This is a genomic window from Xenorhabdus mauleonii (assembly GCF_900113945.1).
GTDB lineage: Bacteria > Pseudomonadota > Gammaproteobacteria > Enterobacterales > Enterobacteriaceae > Xenorhabdus > Xenorhabdus mauleonii.
Window position 1 is genome coordinate 43,239 of sequence record NZ_FORG01000002.1, and the last position, 21,111, is coordinate 64,349.

Consider the following 21,111-nt stretch of genomic DNA (forward strand, 5'->3'; position numbering starts at 1 on the left):
TGCAGTCAGTTGCCAAGCAGACAGCTGGGTGAAAACAGCTTTAATCCTAATGAATATAATTCCCTTCAATAATATATTATTACTTACAGTGCCCATAAAAATAGAATTTAATTTCAAAATATAACCAGTGGCTGACGAATCAACCATATTTAAATTCTGAAATAAAATCCATTAGTTTAATATTGTTTATTTATTCTTCATTGAAAACTTCAATACTAATTAATATTTTATCCCGATAATAAACCCCCCATTTAAAACGTAGCAAATAGGGTTAATAACTCATCTTATTCAAGCCAGTAGCTTAGTTATTGTGATAATAAATCATGGGGAAGTTATGTTGTTTTTATAAAAAACAACAATGAAAAACACTTGCACTCAGACTAAGTATTTTTTATTGAAAAAGTTAAAATGACTATCCATTTCCTTTCTTAAATTTTAATAAATCTCAAATAATTTTACGTAACATAATGATTTTTATAATTAAATATATAATTAGTTATCGAAGGTATAATTCGATATTACTATATTTAATTCAAATAATATCAAACTGAAATTAAATAAGGGTATTTATTTTCTGAATTTTCCCCATTGATATAAATTAACCCAGTGCGTATTATTCTGCCTCTTCAAAAATGGATAGTTAAAAAACTCTCCTTAATTTAAATTAAATCTAGTTCCATCTAATTTTGCTGTTCTAAAAATCAATGGGCAGTATAAAAAGGGGATACCGTGTCATATCTTTATTTCCGTCCGATAGGCTATCATAGATATCGGTATAAACTGTTATCGCTATTTATATCATTAGGTTGTGCAATAACAACAGAAGCTGCACAAATGGATTACGATTCATTAATTCAACAAGCCAGAAATGGGAATACTGCTCCCATGCTTGAATATATTCGTCAGGAAGAGAAACAGCGCCACCTTTCTTCCTCACAAATTGCCGACTGGCTGCAAATAGCAAGCTGGGCCGGGCATGATGATGAAGTCATTTCCCTTTGGCAACGTTACCGCTCAATGTCTATCCCTGCCAGAGGAATAACGGCTGCTGCCCGAGCCTATCGCAATGAACGCCAGTGGCCACAGGCAATTCAACTGTGGCGTACAGCACTGACTTTAGAAAAACAAAACGATGATATAAAAGCCGGTCTTATCATGACATTGGCTGATGCCAAACAGGATAAAGAGGCACGTCATCTGGCAAAGAATTTACTCGAACACCAACCCAATGCGGCCAATTATCGTTTAATGGCATATGTTGATCAGGCAGCCGGACGCAGGTGGGATGCGATGCAAATGCTTTCTACAGCCCATGAGCGGTTTCCCAATAATACAGAAGTGGCGAAGGATTATCTTGCCAGCCTGAAAAACAATCGCTTGAACGGCCCTGCATGGAATTTAGGGCAGCAATATACGGCGCAATTATCCCCAGAACAAATGCGCAGATTGGAATCTGATGCCGCAGCAGAGTTGGTTCGGCTGTCAATAATGCCTAACCGGAGCGAGAAAGAGCGATTTGATATCGCAGACAAAGCCCTTGCCCGTTACGAACAGATGTTCAAACAATGGCAGGCGTTGCCGGATGCCCAGCAAGATTACCAACGGGGGCGCATCGATCGCCTCGGTGCCCTTCTCGCCCGCCATCGTATGCAAGAAGTGATCGATGAATATCACTCTTTGCAGGCCGAAGGAATAAATATGCCGGAATATGCGCGAAAATGGCTGGCTTCGGCTTATTTGAACCTGCGCCAACCTGACAAGGCGCGGGATATTTTACGTTCGCTGAATTATCCCAACGGCAATATGCTGACTGTCGGCAAAACGCCTGCGCCCGCAGTTTCCCCAGAAGATGATAGTGTCCTTTTCTATGCAGATGTCGAAAGTGAGCATCTCGCGCAGGCACAGCAACTTGCCAGCAGCATCAAGCAACGGAATGCATATATGGTCAATGTTTTTGGTTCCCCCATACCTGTTCCCAATGATAACTGGTTGCAAGGGAAACAATTTTTAGCTGAATCGGCACAGCTACAAGAAGATCTCCCTCTGGCAGAAAAGCAATTTACTCATTTGGCCCGCACCGCGCCCGGCAACCAGAAATTACGCATGGATCTGGCTGCTGTTTGGCTGGATCGCGGTTGGCCGCGTCGGGCAGAAAGTGAGCTGAAACAAATTGAAGGAATTGAGCCTCGCAATATTTTTCTGGAAATCCAGCAGGGTTTTACCGCCTTGGCTCTGCAAGAGTGGGAGCAAATGGATTTACTGGCCGATGATGTGATTGCCCGTACACCAGAAAACATGCTTGCCAGACGCTTTGATCGGCTACGCAATGTGCATCACATGTCAGAACTTCGCGTCAACATCAATCAGGGCATTGACTCCGAAAGCCCTAACAGTGGTAAACATAATTCAGATATTGATGTGGTGCTCTACAGCCCGCCGATTAATGATAATTGGCGCCTATTTGCCGGTGGTATTTACAATCGCGGGCAATTTTCAGAAGGCCAAGGCCTGAACCGTGATCTGCGTGGCGGTATTGAATGGCGCTCACGGGGTTTTTGGTTGGAAAGTGAAATCTCCGTCCGTGACTATCGGCATGGTAAGAATACAGGACTACGTATCGCCGGATGGCATGATTTCAATGATCAGTGGCGGCTGGGAGGCTCAGTTGAACGTCTTTCCCGTAGTACACCATTGCGCGCCCTGAACAGCAATATCCACGCCAACGGCGGGCAAATTTATACGCGCTGGAAACAGAGTGAACGCAGCCAATGGACTGTACGGTTCGCACCTTTGTTTTTCTCAGACGGCAATAATCGATTTGAATATGGCATCGACGGCATTCAACGTTTGTATACCACACCGTATTTAAAACTTGATGCAGCTTTGGAACTGAGCGCATCCCACAATAATCTTCGTGGCAAATACCAGAACCGTCTCAGCGACACCCAAAACAATACACCTTATTTCAATCCCAGAAGTGATTACACATTTCTGCCTAAATTGGCAGCAGATCACATCATATACCGCCATTACCAAACGGTCTGGAGCCAACAACTTGAAGCAGGCATCGGGCAATATTGGCAGCAGGACTATAGCAATGGATTAATCACAATGGTGGGATACGGCCAACGCATTAAGTGGAATGATGTCATTGATGCCGGGGTGAAAATTACACTAGACAAGCGTCCTTATGACGGTAAACGCGAGCGCAATCTGCAAGCTGCTTTTGATTTAATCTATCGGTTCTAAAGGATTTTTTATGACACACAATGTTTTTCGCCACTGGTTAATGATATCAGCATTGCTGATTAGCCTCATTCTTTCCCAATTTCATACGGTGGCATACGCAGAAAAACCAGATTTCATTCCACCAGCACAGCGTCCGCTTCCCATGAATGAGCGCGCCTGGCCAAAAAATGGTTACATGGTTCTGGCTTATCATGATGTCGAAGATGATGGTGCAGACCAACGTTTTATGTCAGTCCGCACCAGCGCCTTGAATGATCAATTTGCCTGGTTGCGGGAGAATGGATACCAGCCCATCACGGTCGATCAGATCCTTGCGGCCAATCAAGGTGGCGTCCCCCTTCCGCCCAAGGCTGTGTTGCTGACTTTCGACGACGGCTACAGCAGTTTTTATCATCGTGTTTTTCCTTTGCTCAAAGCCTATAACTGGCCTGCCATTCTGGCACCGGTCGGGATCTGGGTTGATGCTCCCTTTGACAAGCCAGTGAACTTTGGTGGTCTGATGGTGCCACGGGAACGCTTTACTACATGGGAACAAATAGCCGAGATGTCTCGCTCTGGTTTGGTGGAAATTGGCGCCCATACTTATCAACATCATTATGGCGCTATTGGTAATCCACAAGGCAATACAGAGCCTGCCGCCGCCATTCGCATTTATGACCCCAAGACGGGTAAATATGAAAATGAACAGGCCTTTCGCCAACGGATGGAAAAAGATATTTCCACCATCACCCAAAAAATTGTTGCTGCAACCGGCAAGCAGCCACGGGTTTGGGTCTGGCCTTATGGCATGGACAGTGGCGTAACACTGGAAATAGCCAAGCGCCACGGCTACAAGATGTCTTTGACCTTGGATAATGGGCTGGCAGATGTCAATAACCTCGATAATGTTCCACGCATTTTGCTTACCAATAATCCTTCTCTAAAAGAATTTGCGGAACAGATCATTCAGGTGCAAAACAAACGCATTATGCGGATTGCCCATATTGATCTGGACTATGTTTATGATTCGGATCCGATTCAACAGGCCAGCAATCTCGACGAACTTGTCCAGCGCATCGCTGATCTCCGCGTCAATACTGTTTTTCTGCAAGCGTTTGCCGATCCCAAAGGAGATGGCAATGTGCACCAACTCTATTTTCCCAATCGCTGGCTACCGATGCGGGCAGATCTGTTCAATCGTGTTTCTTGGCAGCTCCACAGCCGACTGAACATTGATGTTTACGCATGGATGCCGGTTCTGGCATTTGAACTGGATCCCTCATTGCCACGTATCATGAGCTACAATGAAAATAGCAATAAGCTGTTTGTGAACCCTACGCAATATCGCCGTTTATCTCCCTATAGCCCTGAGAACCGCCAGCGAATCAAAGAGATTTATCAGGATTTAGCGGCCCATGCTATTTTTCAGGGAATTTTGTATCACGATGATGCGGTCATGTCGGATTTTGAAGACGCCGGTCCTGATGCCATCAAGGTCTACCAAGCTGCGGGGCTGTCCAAATCCATTGCCGACATTCGTCAGGATCCTGAACAATTCGCCCGTTGGACCCGTTTAAAAAGCCAGTATCTGGTTGATTTCACCCATGAACTAACCCGTGAACTTAAATCTATACGGGGCTATCAACTCAAAACCGCACGCAATATCTTTGCCATGCCAATTCTCGAACCTGACAGTGAGGAGTGGTTTGCGCAAAATCTGGATGATTTTCTTGCCCATTATGATTGGGTTGCTCCAATGGCTATGCCACTAATGGAAAATGTTCCCCTGTCAAAAAGCAATCAGTGGTTGTCCCGCTTAGTAAAAATCATCGCACAACGCCCACAGGCGCTGGAAAAAACTGTTTTTGAGCTTCAATCCGTGGATTGGCGCAAGCCAATAAATAAAAGAGCAATCCCCGGACGGCAGATAGCAGAATGGATGCGTCAATTGCAGCTCAATGGTGCGCAGAGTTTTGGTTATTACCCTGATGATTTTCTCAACGATCAACCAGAAATGAACGAGATTCGCCCAGTTCTTTCTCCAGAATGGTATCCACTCAATGATTGACCGTATCCTTGCATTTCTCGCGCTCAGCCTCGTATTGAGCATCCCTCTTGGCATCGCGGTGACTTTTACCGGCGAAGTTATGTTGCACTTTGTTTTTTTCTGGCCTCTGTTTATGTCTGCCATTTGGATTTCAGGCGGCATCTATTTTTGGTTCTATCGGGAGAGGCACTGGAAAATTATTGATGAACAAGCGCCTCACCTTGAAGGCAATCCTCTCATTTCAATCTTAATTCCTTGTTATAACGAAGGGCCAAATGTTCGTGAAACATTGCTGGCGGCACTAAACCAGCGTTATCCCAACATTGAAGTCATTGCTATCAATGATGGCTCAAGCGATAGCACCGCAGATGAACTCAATGCCATAGCAAAACAGTATCAGGCCTTAAGAGTCATTCACTTAAAGCAGAATCAGGGGAAAGCCACCGCACTTCAAGCCGGGGCTGCCGCCGCCAATAGTGATTATCTGGTTTGCATTGACGGAGATGCGTTGCTCGATCGCGATGCTGCCGCTTGGTTAGTCAAACCCATGATTGATCATCCCCGTGTGGGCGCGGTAACCGGCAATCCTCGGGTTCGGACACGTTCAACCTTAGTCGGCCGGGTTCAGGTCGGTGAATTTTCTTCCATCATTGGCCTGATCAAACGAACTCAACGGGTTTATGGTCAAGTCTTTACCGTTTCTGGGGTTGTCGCCGCCTTTAACCGCAGGGCGCTGGCAGACGTCGGCTATTGGAGCAACGACATGATCACCGAAGATATTGATGTGAGTTGGAAACTTCAGCTACATCATTGGGCTATTTTCTTCGAACCCCGTGCCATATGCTGGATATTGATGCCTGAAACTCTGCGGGGATTGTGGAAGCAGCGATTGCGCTGGGCACAGGGCGGTGCGGAAGTGTTCCTGAAAAATCTACGCAAATTGTGGTCATGGGAATATCGCCGGATGTGGGTATTATTTGCCGAATTTTGTTGTTCGGTTATTTGGTCATTCACCTTTGCCCTTTCCATTATTCTGTTTTTCCTTGGCTTGGTAGTCGCATTACCAGAAAACATTCGGGTTTATACGTTGTTTCCACCCGGTTATACCGGGTTAATACTGGCAGCCACTTGCCTGCTTCAATTTGCCATTAGTTTAATCATTGAACGGCGCTATGAAAAACACGTTGCTTCATCGCTGTTCTGGGTAATTTGGTATCCAATGGTGTATTGGATGCTGAATCTGTTTACGACACTGATCTCTTTTCCCAAAGTCATGCTCAAAGTACGCAGAAAACGAGCACGCTGGGAAAGCCCTGATCGAGGAATAGAGAGAATCGAATCATGAAAGATCCCTTGATTTTTACCGAACAAAAACTATCACCTCGCTTGATCGATATTTTACTGACAATTCTCGCTTGGGCAGGATTTATCTATTTATTCGTACTGGGCTTATTTTACGCCTCCCACAATGGCCCCAAGCCTTTTATTCTGACATTCACTTCAGAGTGGGGGTCAATAACCCTTTATATCGCCATTGCAATATTCAATGCACTCCTGTTAATCGGCTGGGCAAGGTACAACCAATATCGTTTCAAAATAGAACGACGCAGTCATCGCCCCTTTCTTACTCATGCAGAAGTGGCAAAAAGTTTTTTCTTGGAACAAGAATTATTAGATGCCTTACGGAAAAGCAAAGTTTCCAGTATCACTTATGACAATCATGGACATATAATGGAAATCAATAAAAACTCATCGATACAGAGTTAGCAGCCTATTAATTTAGGAAGTAAATTATACTGAAACACCAATCTCAAATAATACTCTTTGGTTATCAATGGATTTTACAACCTATCTCAGACGGTATCATTAATACCATGATGAGATAGGTTCTTACTGAGAACATACTCTTATTCGTAACCTGAACATTATTATTTACACCATATGAAAGGCAATTACCGGAAAACGTTATGCAAGTGATTGAACGGATTCATCATCTTTGTGAGCGTACAATTTTCAAATGTATTATTAATACCCAGTGTATTTTCAGATTATTTCTGCGGTTATTGACTGCCTCATATTTAACCGTCGTGATAAGTAATTCAACAGTCATGGCTATGACTGATACCAGTGAAAAAATAAAACTCAATGAAAACGTCGCACGAGTGGTTTCTGGCATCATCAGTTATACACATTGGCCAGCTACACATACAGTCCTGCGTTTATGCCTGGTACCTCCGTCCAATTACATTAGTGCCTTAGCCAATCTAAATATGATTTCTGATGATACAGAATTACAAATAGAAACTTTGAATTTCAACGTAGAGCAATTAATAGAAAAATGTGATGTTATTTACTATGGCCAGATTGATCCGTCACGCCAACATCTGGTTATTAGCAAAAAAAACAGTAAACCCCTGCTGACAATTGCGGAAAATAATTCTCAATGTGAAATTGGCAGTGCATTCTGCTTAAACATCGACAGTACCCAAGCAACATTCAGCCTAAATCTCGATATTCTGACACGCAGTGGTGTACGCGTGAATCCGAATGTCCTTCAATTGGCACGCAAGGTGGAATAATCTTATGAAAAAGCGTTATTCACTGATGCCATCACGCCCTACCCTGCGTCAGGCTTTTCACCGGATACATCTGATTATCACATTCGCCATACTTTCTGTTGTGGGTTTATTTTTATCTTCATTGGCATTGCTTGCCATGCAAAAGTACGCGGAAAATAACCTGAAACTGATAGCAGAGACGATAGCCCATACGGCACAGGCTGCTGTCGTTTTTCAGGACAAGACCGCAGCCAAAGAAGTATTGGAAATGATTGCAGTTCATGATGGTTTTACAGAAGCCAAGATTTTTGATGCAAAACAACAACTGTTGGCAAGCTGGCAAGTGGATCAAGAAACTCGCACCGGAAATTTTAAAAGATTAGTCGAATACTGGCTTTTTCCTGAGCCCTTCGTCCAACCCATTTATCACCACCAACAAAAAGTAGGCTCCGTTTGGTTAATCGGTAATAGTGATCACATTATCCAATTTATTTATCAGGCTTTATTTGTGTTATTTATCTGCCTGTTGTTCAGTGCCGTAATTTCACTTTATCTCTCCCTGCGTATGCACGACGGAATTGTCAGAGCGTTGCAGAATATTACTATAGTTGCCCATGACGTCCGGCAACGTCGTGCATTTTCACGGCGCGTTCCTTCTGCCCATATTGCTGAATTACATGAACTGAGCCAAGTCTTCAACCATTTACTTGAAGAACTGGAAGAGTGGCAACATCACCTGCAAACGGAAAAAGCGGTTCTAACCTGGCAGGCACAACATGATTCGCTGACCGGATTACCCAACCGGGCGACCTTTGAGCGAGTCCTTTCTACCGTGATGAACGACAAATTTATGCGTGAAAGCGCAGCGATATTGTTCATTGATGGTAACAGACTGAAATATGTAAATGACGTTTATGGGCATGCCGCCGGAGATCATGTTCTGGTCACTATCGCTGCCACTTTAAAAAGAAGAGTCAGGAAAACAGACACAGTTGCCCGGCTCGGAGGAGATGAATTCGCCATCTTATTACCTTCGGCCAATCTGGAAGATGCAGAGCGCGTCGCTAAAAATATCATTCATGCCATGGATATCCCCATCCTTCTTCCCAACGGGCAACACCTGCGTATCACCCTGAGCATTGGCATCGCCTTATCCAATGGTGACTTGACCGCCGAACAACTATTGTCCGAAGCCGACGCTGCCATGTATCACATTAAACAACGGGGTGGCGGCTGGCATTCCGCAAATACAACAAAACTAAATTACCTATCAAGGAATTCATTATGAGCAAAAATCGTTTTTTTATTATTGTGTTCGCACTCATCAGCACTCTTTTTCTCAGTGCCTGCCAAAATAAAGGCGCCCTGACAGCAGCACAAATCGCTGCGCTCAAACAACAAGGATTCCAGCAAACTGATGAAGGCTGGTTATTTGGCATGTCAGAAAAGGTACTGTTTGGTAATAATCAATCCCACCTGCATCCAAGCGGCGAAGCGAAATTAAAAGAGCTGGCAAATGTTTTAACCAAAGTCGGCATTAACCACGCCCGCCTGGATGGTCATACTGATAACTATGGTGAAGTGAGTTACAACGATCAACTCTCCCTTAAGCGTGCCAATACCGTTGCAGATGCCTTGACTCGGGGTGGAATGCAACGCAATAACCTGAGCACCCGAGGATTGGGGCCAAGCCAGCCAATTGCTGATAACCGCAGTTCAAAAGGCCGGGCAGAGAACCGCCGGGTTGCCATTGTCATTACTGCGCCATAAGCCATAAGTAATGACAATACAGTGAAAAAATCCCGCAATCATTGCTCATCTTTGCCAAGGAAGGCGAGGATATACTGCTTATTTTAGAACTCCCCGCCAATCACCGTGTTTTTATTCAGAGTTTGCCCTATGAACATCTAGCTGTTTCCTGTCCCTTATTTCTTCCTGTAACATAGCCGAAACTCTGATACTGTTTCCCAAAGAAGAAAACCTGATTATTTGTAGCTGTATGAAGTTTTGTAACCGATGGGTTAATGAAAGTTTGCGTATTTGAATAACAAGTCTACTGTTGAATTATGAGCTTTATCAAAAAGGAGAAATGATGGGGCTGGATCTGAAATCATCCCGATCTCTATATCGGATATTCGTGATGTTATTCATTACCATCACTATCAGCATAGGTTTTATATTCTGGAGATTATTTTCCAATAATCGGGGTAATATCCAACCAAATGTGGAATCGGAGAGTATCTTTATTTTACTTTCTGTGTTTACTCTTTTATCTACAATATTTCTGTATAAGTACACAAAATCCACTATCCTGCCTGAATTCCGTTTGAGAAAAGCAATTGAAAATCAGCAATTCATCCCTTACATACAGCCAATCATTTGCAGTGAAAACAATCAAATAACTGGATGCGAGATCCTTGTTCGCTGGCAGAATCCCATACGCGGATTATTGGCACCCAATAAATTTATCGCGCAGATCGAAAAATCAGATCTCATTATTCCTTTAACCCATAATCTGATAACTCAAGTGCAAGATTACTTTGCACCGATAGCCCATCGATTACCCAAGCATTTCAATTTTAATTTCAATATCAGTGCGAGGCATTATAAAGACGTCCATTTGGTGGATGATTGCCAACGTTTCCTGAAATCATTTCCAGAAGATACAGTGAAGCTGATTCTGGAAATCACTGAACGGGAATTACTGGAACCAAATGAACATACCATTAATTTATTCAACAAATTGGATGAATTAGGTGTCTTGATTGCTCTGGATGATTTCGGTTCAGGTTATTCCAACTATAATTATTTACAAAAATTTAACGTCAATGTGGTAAAGATCGGACATAATTTTGTTAGCAAAATGAATACCGATTTGACTTCAAAGCACATTGTCGAAAATATCATTGATCTTGCCCTGCGGCTCAATCTGGATATTGTGGCAGAAGGCATTGAAAGCCAAAAACAGGCTAATCAGTTAAAGCACTATTCTGTCAATTACCTGCAAGGATATTACTTTGATCACCCATTGCCATTGGATGAATTTGTAAAAAAATGGCTGTAACGAGAAATAGATGTCATTAGAAATAGACGTAATGAGAAATAGATGTGATAAATGCGTCCTTGCAAGATTATCACATCACATACAATTTTTATTGACCCCGATTTATTGCTTTAAATTTCTGGATAGTCTGTTTAATAGCTCTCTCTGTTGGCAGACGTTCCATCGAACTGGCGCCATAGAACCCGTGACAATCGGGACAGTGAGCCAAAATATAGGCGGCATCTTTCGGTTCCGAAATTGGCCCCCCATGACACAAAACAATTATGTCATCACGGATAGCCTTAGCCGCCGAAGCACAAGCATTAATGATTGGTATACAAGACGCCAAATCATGCGAGGTATTGGCGCCAATATCGCCGCCAGTAGTCAAGCCAAGATGAACAACGATAATATCAGCACCTGCTTGTGTCATCGCTTCAGCATCTTCTACACTGAAAACATAAGGAGTAGTCAGCATCTCCTTCTCATGTGCCAAGCGGATCAACTCCACTTCCTGAGCATAACCCATGCCTGTTTCTTCTAGGTTTTGTCTGAATTTTCCATCAATTAGTCCCACAGTTGGAAAGTTCTGGATACCGGCAAAACCTTGAGCTTTCAGCTCATCCAAGAAACGGGGTATATTGCAGAATGGATCAGTACCACAAACACCAGCCAACACGGGTGTTTCTTTAACAACTGGCAGTACTTCATTACCCATATCTTTAACAATATCGTTCGCATTGCCGTATGGCATTAACCCGGCCAATGATCCCCTGCCCGCCATTCTGAAACGTCCAGAATTATATATGACAATGAGATCTGCCCCTCCAGCCTCTTCGCAACGAGCCGAGAGTCCAGTGCCAGCACCGGCTCCAATAATAGGTTCGTTACGTTCGACCTTTTGTTTTATTGTTTTAATCAGATGATGATACTTCTTCATAAGGAATTCCCTGGTGTTGCATAATTTCTCTGAAGTGCTGAATTACAAGAGAACAAAATTGTGGTGAGTTTATATGAAAAGGTGTTTTTATAACTTTTCGCAATCCAGTTTGCTTTATTGTTTTTTCCAATCCATCACAAAATGCCTGCGTTGATGCAGGTAAATAAAAAGGCTGTTCAGGGCAATCGAGCGCCGAGAAGCCACCTTCAGGAATAATGAACCGAACCGGCCCATTACATTTATTAAGTTTATTTCCGATCCAGACACCAAGCTGATAGTTTTCTTCAGGTGTGGTTCTCATTAAAGTTACCTGAGAATTATGCTCAACAAACAGTCTATCGCTGTAGCGTTCTGGGATTGTGTCCTTTGAACCGAAGTTAACCATGTCCAAAGCACCGGTACTGCCGATCCACGGAATACCTTTTTCTGCAATGATATCTAAACGCGCGTCGGGACACCCCAAGACACCGCCAAATAACATATCGGCAATTTCGGTTAATGTGATATCCAAAACACACGACAGCTCACCGTCCTTAACCAATTTCTCCATACTTGTTCCACCATTGCCAGTGGCATGGAAAGCCAGACAATCGTGCTGGGTGTTTAATTCAGCTGCAAGCTGATTAATACACGGAGTGGTTACACCAAACATCGTCAACCCCAGAGCGGGTCTATTGGTGCTGGTCAACGGAATAGAATAATTGATTGCCCCAGCAATCATGTTTGCTGCATTTGTCAGTATTGGCCGAGAAACACTGTTTAGTCCGTTAAGATCGGTTACCGTATAAAGCATCGTGATATCACTGGCCCCAACGTAGGCTGCGACATTTCCTGATGCCATAGTTGATACCATCATTTTAGGTAAACCAATCGGGAGATTTTGCATAGCCGGGGTTATCAATGCAGTACCACCGGAACCTCCTATGCCAATCACTCCCGCAATATCATCAATTGAACTATTCAAAAAATTAGTAAGTGCGATAGACATCTCGCTTATCGCGTTACCCCGCACTCCGCAAAAAACAGCATCCGCTCCAACAGGATGATATTCAGCCACTTGCAGTGGACTAATATCTATTTTTTCATTCTGTTTATCGTCCGGTGGAGTTGATGTAGATACATCTATGATAATTGAATCAACTTCTGCAAGGCGTAAACAAGATTTCAACCAGATTAACTCATCCAGTTTTGTGTCTGCCGTCCCGATGACGAACACAAATTGTGTCATATCGCAAACTCCATGTGGCCTGACCATTCAAAAACCAAACATGAAGCTATGCTAATATTTTACTTCATGCAAGATATTTTTTATCATTGAAGATATTTTTTATCGCAAATGATATCTAGTTAAAAAATTTAAGGTATTTGAATGACCCAATATGATGAGAAAAACCTGTCACCCGTTCGACGCCGTACTTTAGAACGTATGACAAACTCGGCTTTGAAGTTGTATCGAGAGAAAAGATTTCCCTCTCCCGAAGAGATTGCCAGTGAAGCTGAATATGCAAAAATAACGTTGAGAAAATATTTTCCCATTCATAGTGAATTCATAGAATACCTTGTAAAACAAGTAATTGGCTCATTCGTCATTCCGCCCATGGGAAATAATGCTGAGGAAAACATTGAAAGATTATTGACATGGGGTTACGGCGAAATCGATGCCAATGAAGCATTGATGAGAGATGCCCTTCGTATATCTCAGTTACGTTGGCAAGAATCTCCATCTGGAGAGGGAAACAACAAAAAACCTGTATTTTCCAAGAAAAGCAACCGCAGAGAGACAATCTCCACTGCTTTGTCACCCTTAAAAGGGCAGCTTAAAGATGAAACAATACATAAGATTATTATGCTTATCTCTGTTTTATATGGCACCGAAGCTATGGTTGTTTTAAAAGATACTTTTGGCTTAGAAAACGATGAAATCGCCGATTTAACAAGCTGGGCAGCAAAATTGCTCATTCGTCAGGCTATGAATGAGAGCTCAGAATAATGAAAAGTCCGCCCTTAACTTTAATATGAAGGCGATAAACTGAATGGAACAGCCCTTGTTACATCAAGGGCTGGAATCGAGCGAAAAAAATCCAGTTACAAGTCAGAAAATCCATTTAATCCGCCACAAAAACCAGCTTACCTGACGTTAAAGCAAGTTCTTATCTCATAATAAAATCGGTCTATTTTTGATAAGAATCAGGAATTGAATGGATAAGAGCAGAATTACAAGGGCATGTAGTATGGCTATCCAAAGTACCGGCTAACTTTGTTCCTTTATCTAAGAAAGAGCCGACACCCCCTACAATGGCATAATTTCCTGAATGTTTACCACAAGTCACACTAGAACCTTCAATTGCCGCTTGTTTTCCGTAAAATTTAATATTGTCGGTTCCTGTTAGAATTGCACCGCCACATGTGGTTTTATCGCCAACTGTCAGAAAATTTCCTTTTGCCATTTGATTCCTCTCTTTTTAAAGCCAATTTAATTTACAGTGGTACAAGCGTTTTCGTTCCCATTCAATTTTTCATTCAACTTCGATGCCCGATGAATTTTAAATTGCATCAAAGCGGCAAGAGAATGACAAATCCCACTTTCAGTGCATTTATTGTACATGTTTTGTATTAAAAGCATCAACCAATGCCATGACTTTTAATGAAAAGAATACAGAACAATATTCCGACTATTTGGGCTCATCGAATAAATAGAAGACATCACGATTGAAAACGGAATTGATTTCCCCCCTTTAACGCACCAAGATCCCCAATAAAATTCCTACTACGCCAAAATCAGCATCGCTGAATGTGGTATTGGCTATACCTATATTTCCCAAAACAGGTAATAACAATGCAGGCACAAAAGTGATCAACATGCCTTGAGCAAAAGCCCCCAATATTGCACCTCTTTTTCCTCCCATTGCATTGCCAAAAACTCCCGCAGTGGCACCAACAAAAAAGTGGGGAACTACACCGGGAATAATGACCGCCATATTCAGCAAGTAGAGAATAAACATACCGATAATGCCAGCGGCAAAACTACTCAAAAAACCAATGAGAACCGCGTTGGGCGCATAAGGAAATACAACCGGGCAATCCAGTGCAGGTTTGGCATTCGGGACTAACTTGTCAGATATCCCCTTAAACGCAGGCACAATTTCGGCAATAACCATTCTGATCCCTTGCAGAATAATATAAACACCTGCCGCAAAAGTAATGGATTGCATCAGGGAGAACATAACGATATTTTTTCCACCACTGATTTGCAGCACAACGTCGTTACCTGCAAACAGGCAAGTGATGACAAAAATAATTGCCATGGTAAAAGAAATGGCAACAGGTGTATCCCGTAGGAACAATAAACTTTTCGGTACATTCACCTCTTCCGTGGAATGTGATTTATTCCCAAATTTATCGCCAATAAAGCCCGACAGCACATAAGAAAGGGTTGAAAAGTGCCCTAATGCGACATCATCAGAACCCGTGATTTTTTTCATGTAGGGATGGGCGATGGCAGGGAAAAATACCATCGAAACCCCAACCACAAACGCCCCAATGGCAACGAGAACAAAACCACTCATTCCTGCCACTGAGAGAATGACCGCCACCAGCATCGACATAAATAACGTATGGTGCCCGGTCAGGAAAATAAACTTCCACGGTGTGAAGCGAGCAATGAGTATATTAATAATCATCGCGAAAAACATGATAAGCGCCATTTCCTTGCCAAAGCTTTTCTGCGCGATGGAAACAATCGCTTCATTATTTGGGACTATGCCCTTAATGCCAAAGGCATGCTGGAAAATAGCGGAGAACTCGCCCAATGAATTAATGATTAACCCCGCCCCCGCGCCTAAAATAATAAATCCCAGAATGGTTTTGACTGTTCCGGTGATACATTCCGTTATAGATTTTTTCTGTAAAATTAATCCAAGCAAGGCAATTAACCCAACCAGAATAGCCGGCTCTGACAATACGTCATTGATCAGGAAGCGAAAGAAACCCATGCCTATCTCCAATTACAATTTATTTACCATAGGTCATTAACTACAAGTCACCCACTTCAATCAATGCCGCAGACAAGCGAGCTTTCATTGCTGTTTTATCCAACATATTTTCCAATGCAATGATTTTCCCATTTACATCCTGTTTTATCAGTTGCTCAACAATATCTTTTGTTCCAACAAAAATATCGCTCGTGGTGCCTTTGGCAGATCCCAAATCAATATGATCAACATCAGCCTCCACACCTAACTCTTTCAGAATATTTTTAATACTCATTTCCATGATCAAACTTGTACCCAAGCCATTGCCGCAAACGACCGTAATTTTCATAACGTCTTCCTGTTTTAATGAAATAAGGGTTAATAGCCTTGTACGATAGAAAAAATCTCATCTTTACTGGCAGAATGCATTAATTGATCTATTTCCTTTTGCTCATCAAAGAGCCTCGCCAACTCAGCAATGACTTCAATATGGCTATCATTGCTTGTCGTCGCGAATACAATTAACAATTTGACCGGATCATTGCCTTCCGAGCCAAAGGTTACTCCCTGATGAAATACCGTTAAGCTCAACGCAAGACGATTGACACCCTGCTCTGGTCTGGCATGAGGTATCGCTATTCCTGGGCCTATCACGTAATAAGGGCCTATTTCTTCATGGGAATCATTAATCGCCTCAACATAGCGCGGTTCAATTGCACCATTATCAATCAGAGGCTGACATGCTATTGCTATAGCTTCACGCCAATCTTTCGCTTGGGGAACCCATTGGATAACGTCATAAGTCAGTAAAGTTTTTAGCATGAAATTCCTCCGATGAAATAAAGCCATGAATAAAAGAGAAATAGGACAGTGAATAAAAGAGAAATAGGACAGTGAATAAAAGAATAGTCACTACAAGCAAAACCCACCGACGGAAAAAGATTAAAAACACAATAATTTGGGATAAGTCACACTATATGGGATAAATGACACCTTACGGGATAAGCGATACGGTAAAAAAATCCCCAGAGAGCGAGTCTGGGGATTTTTTCCGTTTTAATGTACCCATTGCTGATGGGTTGTTGCTTATGGATTGCTGTTTATGGGTATTGTTTAACATCCCATGCAGTAACAACCCCTTTATTGACAGGCAATTTACTAGCGAACAATTGACTAACGAACCAAATGCAAAAAGTGAATGTGCTTTTCATATTGATCCAAAATATCATGGATGATCTGCTCCTGCGTCCATCCCATTAGATCGTAATCTTGCCCACCTTCTTTAAGATAAACTTCCGCACGATAATATTTTTGTTCCTCGCTTTTTTCATCACTCTCCAGACCCGCAATGGCGAAGGCGGGTTGAATGTAACTTCTCAAACGAACTTCATATACAAAGTTGAGATTATCGCCAAAGTCGACTTCAAAATGGATGCGATCATCCATTTCATCATTAATCACAACGCTTTTATTTTGCTTCTCCAGCTCTTCCGCAACCAGCCCCATTGCTTGCTGGATGATTTCGCTCATAAAGCGTTTCACCTGCGAGCGTTTAGGATAGTAGACGATATTTCTTAATCTTCGCTGCCACGGGATCGGGTTACGACTGGCGGGAGGTGCTATCGTGGTCATTTGCTGGCTATCTTTTTTGTATGCATCAACCCGCAATGCTTTAAGCAAGCCATAAATCGAAATCAGCAAGATGACTGAGAACGGCAATGCACTGGCAATCGTGACTGTTTGCAAGGCAGACAGGCCACCCGCCATTAGCAGTGCAATGGCGACAACGCCCATCAACCCGGCCCAGAAGATCCGCTGCCAGACAGGTGTATGTTTCGCACCGCCGGATGCCAGCGTATCCACGACCATAGCACCGGAATCCGCTGAAGTTACAAAGAACATTACAACCATTGCCATCGCAATAAATGAAAGCACGGTAGGGAACGGGAAATACTCCAAAAAGTTAAACAGCGCCAGAGAGACATCTGATTGTACGACTTGGGCTAATCCTTTTGCTCCTTTATTGGAAATCAGATCAATCGCGCTGTTGCCAAAAGCAGTCATCCACATCAGGGTAAAACCGCTGGGAACGAACAGGACACCTGTAACAAATTCCCTGATAGTCCGGCCACGGGAAACCCGTGCGATAAACATGCCAACGAATGGGGACCACGATAACCACCATCCCCAGTACAACAGCGTCCATCCCCCCAACCAGTTACTGGATTTGGGTTCATAGGCATACAAGTTAAAGGTTTTGCTGACAATTTCCGACAAGTAACCGCCGGTGTTCTCCACAAAGGATTTCAACAACAATACAGTCGGCCCCAATGCCACGACCAAAACCAACAATAAAACTGCCAAGCCCAAATTCAATTCGGACAGAATGCGAATGCCTTTATCCAGACCGGAAACAACAGAGAGAGTCGCTAATGCGGTAATAATAACAATCAATACAACCTGCACGGTTCCATTGATGGGTAAATCAAACAGGTGGTTAAGCCCCGCATTGACCTGAAGAACACCATAGCCCAACGAGGTAGCGACACCAAATACTGTGCCAATGACAGCAAAAATATCCACGGCATGACCAATCGGCCCATAAATTTTATCGCCAATAATCGGATACAGCGCTGAGCGCAGTGTTAAAGGCAAGCCGTGTCGATAACTAAAAAATGCCAGAATCAGCGCTACAATGGCATAAATTGCCCAAGCATGAAGCCCCCAATGGAAGAAAGTCAGTTTCATCGCTTGTTTTGCGGCTTCGATACTTTCGGGTGTTCCCACCGGAGGAGAGAGGTAATGCATGACTGGTTCAGCCACGCCAAAAAACATAAGCCCAATCCCCATACCCGCAGAAAAGAGCATGGCAAACCAGGAAAAATAACTGAAATCTGGTTCAGCATGGTCGGGGCCCAGTTTTATATTGCCGTATCTAGACAAGCCCAGATAGGTAACCGAAAGTAAAATCAAAGCGACAGAAAGAATATAAAACCAACTGGCATTAAGAAAAATGTCCTGCTGCAAAGCCTTAAACCATCGATCGGCAAGTTCGGGTTTCAAACCAGCGAATGTCACCAGTGCAATGACTAAAAACGCCGAGAAGAAAAAAACTGGTGGGTTAATGGAAGTTTTAGTCTTTACCTGACCAGTATTATCTTGACTCATAATTATCCTTCAAAATTAGTGTTCGACACTATCTCCTGTTTACTCCAATAAGCAATTTTTGCAGAGATGCCAATAAAATAAATATAACCTAAACAAATAGTTATACGCCTAACAGCCCCATTGTGATTATAATTCACTCAGGCTGTATCAAGGCACCTTAACATAAAAATGACAGCAACTGTACTTAGAGAGGGGTATATTGAGTGGCTGTGGAAGAAGCGAAGCCCTTATCTCTTCTTCAACTTATAGGTCAATGACATTTCAATGCACATTTTCAATTCATCTACAGGTAAATCAACTTCTGGATCTAGTACTATTGCCCGATTTTTTGAATAAGTCAGTTCCGGAAAAAGCGTTCTGAACGTATCAACCAATGTGGTTTGGCAATGAAAAAAGAGAGCTACATGCGAATTGTCGAAACGATCCAACCGGATTGTTGTTCCCGATCGAGTTTCAAGAGTAAGGTAGCTGGGTTGCCCCCATTTTAAAGTTTCAGTAATTAAGCCGACCCCTTCTGTTTTTGATGCCACATCGAATATCAGCTCTCTTATCGCCAATAATGACTTTTGATGTTGTTCAGGATAATGATTAAATATCGCGTGAACTTCATTATTTTGAAATGCTTTCATAAGATGCTTACCTGTCAATTGGTTGTTGTGGTTATCTCACACAATACTCATCTTGGATCAGTAACATAAATTTACCTCATACTCGATTTTTATAGTACTCACTAATTTATTTTACTTACTAAACAGAAATAGACGAATTATCAATCATGCCACAAGCAGATATTATTGCCACATATGTTCAAACAATATTTACAAGGCAAAGGAGTATAATTGCAGAGGCGGGTTGTCGAAATTATGCATGAAAAAGCCCGTTAAGGAGTGAATTGCATGAAATCAAAATCAATCATCATTAATTCATGCGTTATTCTGGTATTGGGGCTGTTTTCCATCGACCTCTATAATCCGGCGCTACCTGCCATAAAATCCACACTGGGTATCACTGATAGTCAGGCACAAAGCCTTGTCGTTTATTATCTCTTTGGTTTTGCCGCATCCCAACTTTTTTATGGCCCGCTTTCCGATAAGTACGGACGTGTTCCCGTTATTTTGTTTTCCTTATTGTTTGCTGCCATTGGCAATTATCTGACTTCTATGGCGAATTCGTTTCACACTTTATCGTTATTCCGGCTTTTAACCGGTATAGGTGCTGGCGGATGCCCTGTTATCAGCAGAGCTATACTCAGTGATACCTTCCGTGATAAGGCCGAACTATCTAAATCTCTGGCGGTGTTCTCAATGGCTTCACAGATTTCACCAGCTTTTGCTCCGGTTATTGGTGGATATATCACACAATATCTACCGTGGAAGTTTAATTTTATCGCTCTTGCCATCATGATGCTGGCTGGCACACTCTTTGTGAAGTTGACCTTGCCGGAAACATCCCCGATGAAACCGACGGGCAGAGGAAGAATAACGGGGTTTCGTATTTTGTTATCTGATACAAACTTTGTTGTATACAGTGTCGTATCAGCTGTTTTATTTGCCATGACAATTGGCTATTTTACAGCCAGCCCTTTCATTTTTCAGGCGCAATTTGGTTTATCCTCTGCACAGAATGGATACTTGTTTATGGTCTATTCTGCCGGAATTGTCGTAGGTTCATTGCTGACAAAAAAATGGTTGTCACACGCCTGCCCTGAAAAGATTCTTAAAACTTCCCTCCCCTTATTGCTTTCCTTTACTGCCATCGCACTTATTTCAGTTTATTTCATTCAGGCATTATCAATAATTCTTATCATTATTTATAGTTTCACGGTGGGACTGGGATGCGGGCTTTCAGCTCCATTATTACTTGGGATCAGTTTGCATAGACATCCTGAACTCTCCGGAACAGGCAGTGCCTTACAAGGATCGCTAAAAATGGCCGGAGCAGCCATTGTGTTAGGTTTTTTCACCAGTGGGCGCACAACAACGGCGGTAGGTTTAATGTGGGGACTTTTTATCCTCGCCCTGATTTGTGTTGCCTTAATCGCTTTTATCCAATACAGGATGCCCAAAAAAGCCTAACAGAAAAGCGCTCTCGGGGATCTCGGCACAGGCTTGCGAAATTTTTAATGGCTATGTGATAGTTCAGTTTAATATGAATAA

General features: G+C 42.7%; 18 protein-coding genes. 10 read left to right on the forward strand and 8 right to left on the reverse strand.

The genetic code is table 11. The annotated features are described in order from the left end of the window. Positions 1 to 729 precede the first annotated feature (729 nt). The 8 genes from pgaA (at position 730) to BM100_RS01910 (ending at position 10,897) form a co-directional block, all read left to right on the forward strand. Positions 730 to 3,249, forward strand: coding sequence for a poly-beta-1,6 N-acetyl-D-glucosamine export porin PgaA (gene pgaA / locus BM100_RS01875; RefSeq protein WP_211284481.1), 2,520 nt, complete (start codon positions 730 to 732; stop codon positions 3,247 to 3,249). A 10-nt stretch (positions 3,250 to 3,259) separates the two neighbouring features. Further along, positions 3,260 to 5,296, forward strand: a complete 2,037-nt coding sequence (gene pgaB, locus BM100_RS01880) for a poly-beta-1,6-N-acetyl-D-glucosamine N-deacetylase PgaB (RefSeq protein WP_092507403.1) — start codon at positions 3,260 to 3,262, stop codon at positions 5,294 to 5,296. Further along, positions 5,289 to 6,620 carry a poly-beta-1,6-N-acetyl-D-glucosamine synthase gene (gene pgaC, locus BM100_RS01885; protein WP_092507405.1) on the forward strand — a complete coding sequence of 444 codons (1,332 nt, stop codon included), beginning with the start codon at positions 5,289 to 5,291 and terminating at the stop codon, positions 6,618 to 6,620. The genes pgaB and pgaC overlap by 8 nt, the downstream gene beginning before the upstream one ends. After that, a complete protein-coding gene (pgaD, locus tag BM100_RS01890) occupies positions 6,617 to 7,042 on the forward strand; it encodes a poly-beta-1,6-N-acetyl-D-glucosamine biosynthesis protein PgaD (protein WP_092507407.1) in 426 nt (141 codons plus the stop codon). The genes pgaC and pgaD overlap by 4 nt, the downstream gene beginning before the upstream one ends. Positions 7,043 to 7,383: 341 nt before the next feature. Next, the gene (yfiR, locus tag BM100_RS01895) at positions 7,384 to 7,854 is read left to right on the forward strand and encodes a regulatory sequestration protein YfiR (protein ID WP_244590541.1); all 471 of its coding nucleotides are present in this window, start codon (positions 7,384 to 7,386) and stop codon (positions 7,852 to 7,854) included. Positions 7,855 to 7,858: 4 nt separating this feature from the next. Continuing rightward, entirely contained in the window at positions 7,859 to 9,121 is a 1,263-nt protein-coding gene (gene dgcN, locus BM100_RS01900; RefSeq protein WP_092507411.1) for a diguanylate cyclase DgcN/YfiN, read from the forward strand. Then, the gene (gene yfiB / locus BM100_RS01905; RefSeq protein WP_092507413.1) at positions 9,118 to 9,603 is read left to right on the forward strand and encodes an outer membrane lipoprotein YfiB; all 486 of its coding nucleotides are present in this window, start codon (positions 9,118 to 9,120) and stop codon (positions 9,601 to 9,603) included. Before dgcN ends, yfiB begins: the two co-directional genes overlap by 4 nt. 556 nt (positions 9,604 to 10,159) lie before the next feature. Further along, positions 10,160 to 10,897 (forward strand): cyclic diguanylate phosphodiesterase, encoded by a 738-nt coding sequence (locus tag BM100_RS01910; protein ID WP_244590542.1) that lies wholly within the window; start codon positions 10,160 to 10,162, stop codon positions 10,895 to 10,897. 88 nt (positions 10,898 to 10,985) lie between these two features. On the opposite strand, the gene BM100_RS01915 is transcribed toward BM100_RS01910, so the two are convergent. Together BM100_RS01915 and BM100_RS01920 are read right to left on the reverse strand one after the other, a co-directional pair. Continuing rightward, the gene (locus BM100_RS01915) at positions 10,986 to 11,816 is read right to left on the reverse strand and encodes a phosphoenolpyruvate hydrolase family protein (RefSeq protein ID WP_092507417.1); all 831 of its coding nucleotides are present in this window, start codon (positions 11,814 to 11,816) and stop codon (positions 10,986 to 10,988) included. After that, complete coding sequence (locus tag BM100_RS01920; protein ID WP_092507419.1) at positions 11,791 to 13,044, reverse strand: Tm-1-like ATP-binding domain-containing protein; 1,254 nt, start codon at positions 13,042 to 13,044, stop codon at positions 11,791 to 11,793. Before BM100_RS01920 ends, BM100_RS01915 begins: the two co-directional genes overlap by 26 nt. 141 nt (positions 13,045 to 13,185) lie before the next feature. Between BM100_RS01920 and BM100_RS01925 the strand changes: the two genes are divergently transcribed. Then, positions 13,186 to 13,806, forward strand: a complete 621-nt coding sequence (locus BM100_RS01925) for a hypothetical protein (protein WP_092507421.1) — start codon at positions 13,186 to 13,188, stop codon at positions 13,804 to 13,806. A gap of 181 nt (positions 13,807 to 13,987) precedes the next feature. Here BM100_RS01925 and BM100_RS01930 read toward each other — a convergent pair whose 3' ends face one another. The 6 genes from BM100_RS01930 to BM100_RS01955 form a co-directional block, all read right to left on the reverse strand. Further along, the gene (locus tag BM100_RS01930) at positions 13,988 to 14,263 is read right to left on the reverse strand and encodes a PAAR domain-containing protein (RefSeq protein WP_092507423.1); all 276 of its coding nucleotides are present in this window, start codon (positions 14,261 to 14,263) and stop codon (positions 13,988 to 13,990) included. A 288-nt stretch (positions 14,264 to 14,551) separates the two neighbouring features. Next, positions 14,552 to 15,808: a PTS ascorbate transporter subunit IIC gene (locus BM100_RS01935; RefSeq protein WP_092507425.1), complete on the reverse strand. Its 1,257-nt coding sequence runs from the start codon at positions 15,806 to 15,808 to the stop codon at positions 14,552 to 14,554. A gap of 40 nt (positions 15,809 to 15,848) precedes the next feature. Continuing rightward, positions 15,849 to 16,136 carry a PTS sugar transporter subunit IIB gene (locus BM100_RS01940; RefSeq protein WP_092507427.1) on the reverse strand — a complete coding sequence of 96 codons (288 nt, stop codon included), beginning with the start codon at positions 16,134 to 16,136 and terminating at the stop codon, positions 15,849 to 15,851. A gap of 29 nt (positions 16,137 to 16,165) precedes the next feature. Further along, entirely contained in the window at positions 16,166 to 16,609 is a 444-nt protein-coding gene (locus tag BM100_RS01945) for a PTS sugar transporter subunit IIA (protein ID WP_092507429.1), read from the reverse strand. Between the two features lie 351 nt (positions 16,610 to 16,960). Next, complete coding sequence (gene betT, locus BM100_RS01950; RefSeq protein WP_092507431.1) at positions 16,961 to 18,955, reverse strand: choline BCCT transporter BetT; 1,995 nt, start codon at positions 18,953 to 18,955, stop codon at positions 16,961 to 16,963. Between the two features lie 227 nt (positions 18,956 to 19,182). Next, entirely contained in the window at positions 19,183 to 19,584 is a 402-nt protein-coding gene (locus BM100_RS01955) for a DUF1801 domain-containing protein (RefSeq protein ID WP_092507433.1), read from the reverse strand. A 267-nt stretch (positions 19,585 to 19,851) separates the two neighbouring features. Here BM100_RS01955 and BM100_RS01960 point away from each other — a divergent pair, with 267 nt between their 5' ends. Continuing rightward, positions 19,852 to 21,030, forward strand: coding sequence for a Bcr/CflA family efflux MFS transporter (locus BM100_RS01960; RefSeq protein ID WP_092507435.1), 1,179 nt, complete (start codon positions 19,852 to 19,854; stop codon positions 21,028 to 21,030). The last annotated feature ends 81 nt before the right edge of the window (positions 21,031 to 21,111 follow it).

Bases quoted from the DNA above. Each gene is read 5' to 3' on its own strand.
- BM100_RS01930 (WP_092507423.1), bottom strand. From the start codon at position 14,263: ATGGCAAAAGGAAATTTTCTGACAGTTGGCGATAAAACCACATGTGGC.
- pgaC (WP_092507405.1), top strand. From the start codon at position 5,289: ATGATTGACCGTATCCTTGCATTTCTCGCGCTCAGCCTCGTATTGAGC.
- dgcN (WP_092507411.1), top strand. From the start codon at position 7,859: ATGAAAAAGCGTTATTCACTGATGCCATCACGCCCTACCCTGCGTCAG.
- pgaD (WP_092507407.1), top strand. From the start codon at position 6,617: ATGAAAGATCCCTTGATTTTTACCGAACAAAAACTATCACCTCGCTTG.
- pgaB (WP_092507403.1), top strand. From the start codon at position 3,260: ATGACACACAATGTTTTTCGCCACTGGTTAATGATATCAGCATTGCTG.
- BM100_RS01940 (WP_092507427.1), bottom strand. From the start codon at position 16,136: ATGAAAATTACGGTCGTTTGCGGCAATGGCTTGGGTACAAGTTTGATC.
- BM100_RS01920 (WP_092507419.1), bottom strand. From the start codon at position 13,044: ATGACACAATTTGTGTTCGTCATCGGGACGGCAGACACAAAACTGGAT.
- yfiR (WP_244590541.1), top strand. From the start codon at position 7,384: ATGGCTATGACTGATACCAGTGAAAAAATAAAACTCAATGAAAACGTC.
- BM100_RS01935 (WP_092507425.1), bottom strand. From the start codon at position 15,808: ATGGGTTTCTTTCGCTTCCTGATCAATGACGTATTGTCAGAGCCGGCT.
- BM100_RS01945 (WP_092507429.1), bottom strand. From the start codon at position 16,609: ATGCTAAAAACTTTACTGACTTATGACGTTATCCAATGGGTTCCCCAA.
- betT (WP_092507431.1), bottom strand. From the start codon at position 18,955: ATGAGTCAAGATAATACTGGTCAGGTAAAGACTAAAACTTCCATTAAC.
- yfiB (WP_092507413.1), top strand. From the start codon at position 9,118: ATGAGCAAAAATCGTTTTTTTATTATTGTGTTCGCACTCATCAGCACT.
- BM100_RS01960 (WP_092507435.1), top strand. From the start codon at position 19,852: ATGAAATCAAAATCAATCATCATTAATTCATGCGTTATTCTGGTATTG.
- BM100_RS01955 (WP_092507433.1), bottom strand. From the start codon at position 19,584: ATGAAAGCATTTCAAAATAATGAAGTTCACGCGATATTTAATCATTAT.
- BM100_RS01925 (WP_092507421.1), top strand. From the start codon at position 13,186: ATGACCCAATATGATGAGAAAAACCTGTCACCCGTTCGACGCCGTACT.
- BM100_RS01915 (WP_092507417.1), bottom strand. From the start codon at position 11,816: ATGAAGAAGTATCATCATCTGATTAAAACAATAAAACAAAAGGTCGAA.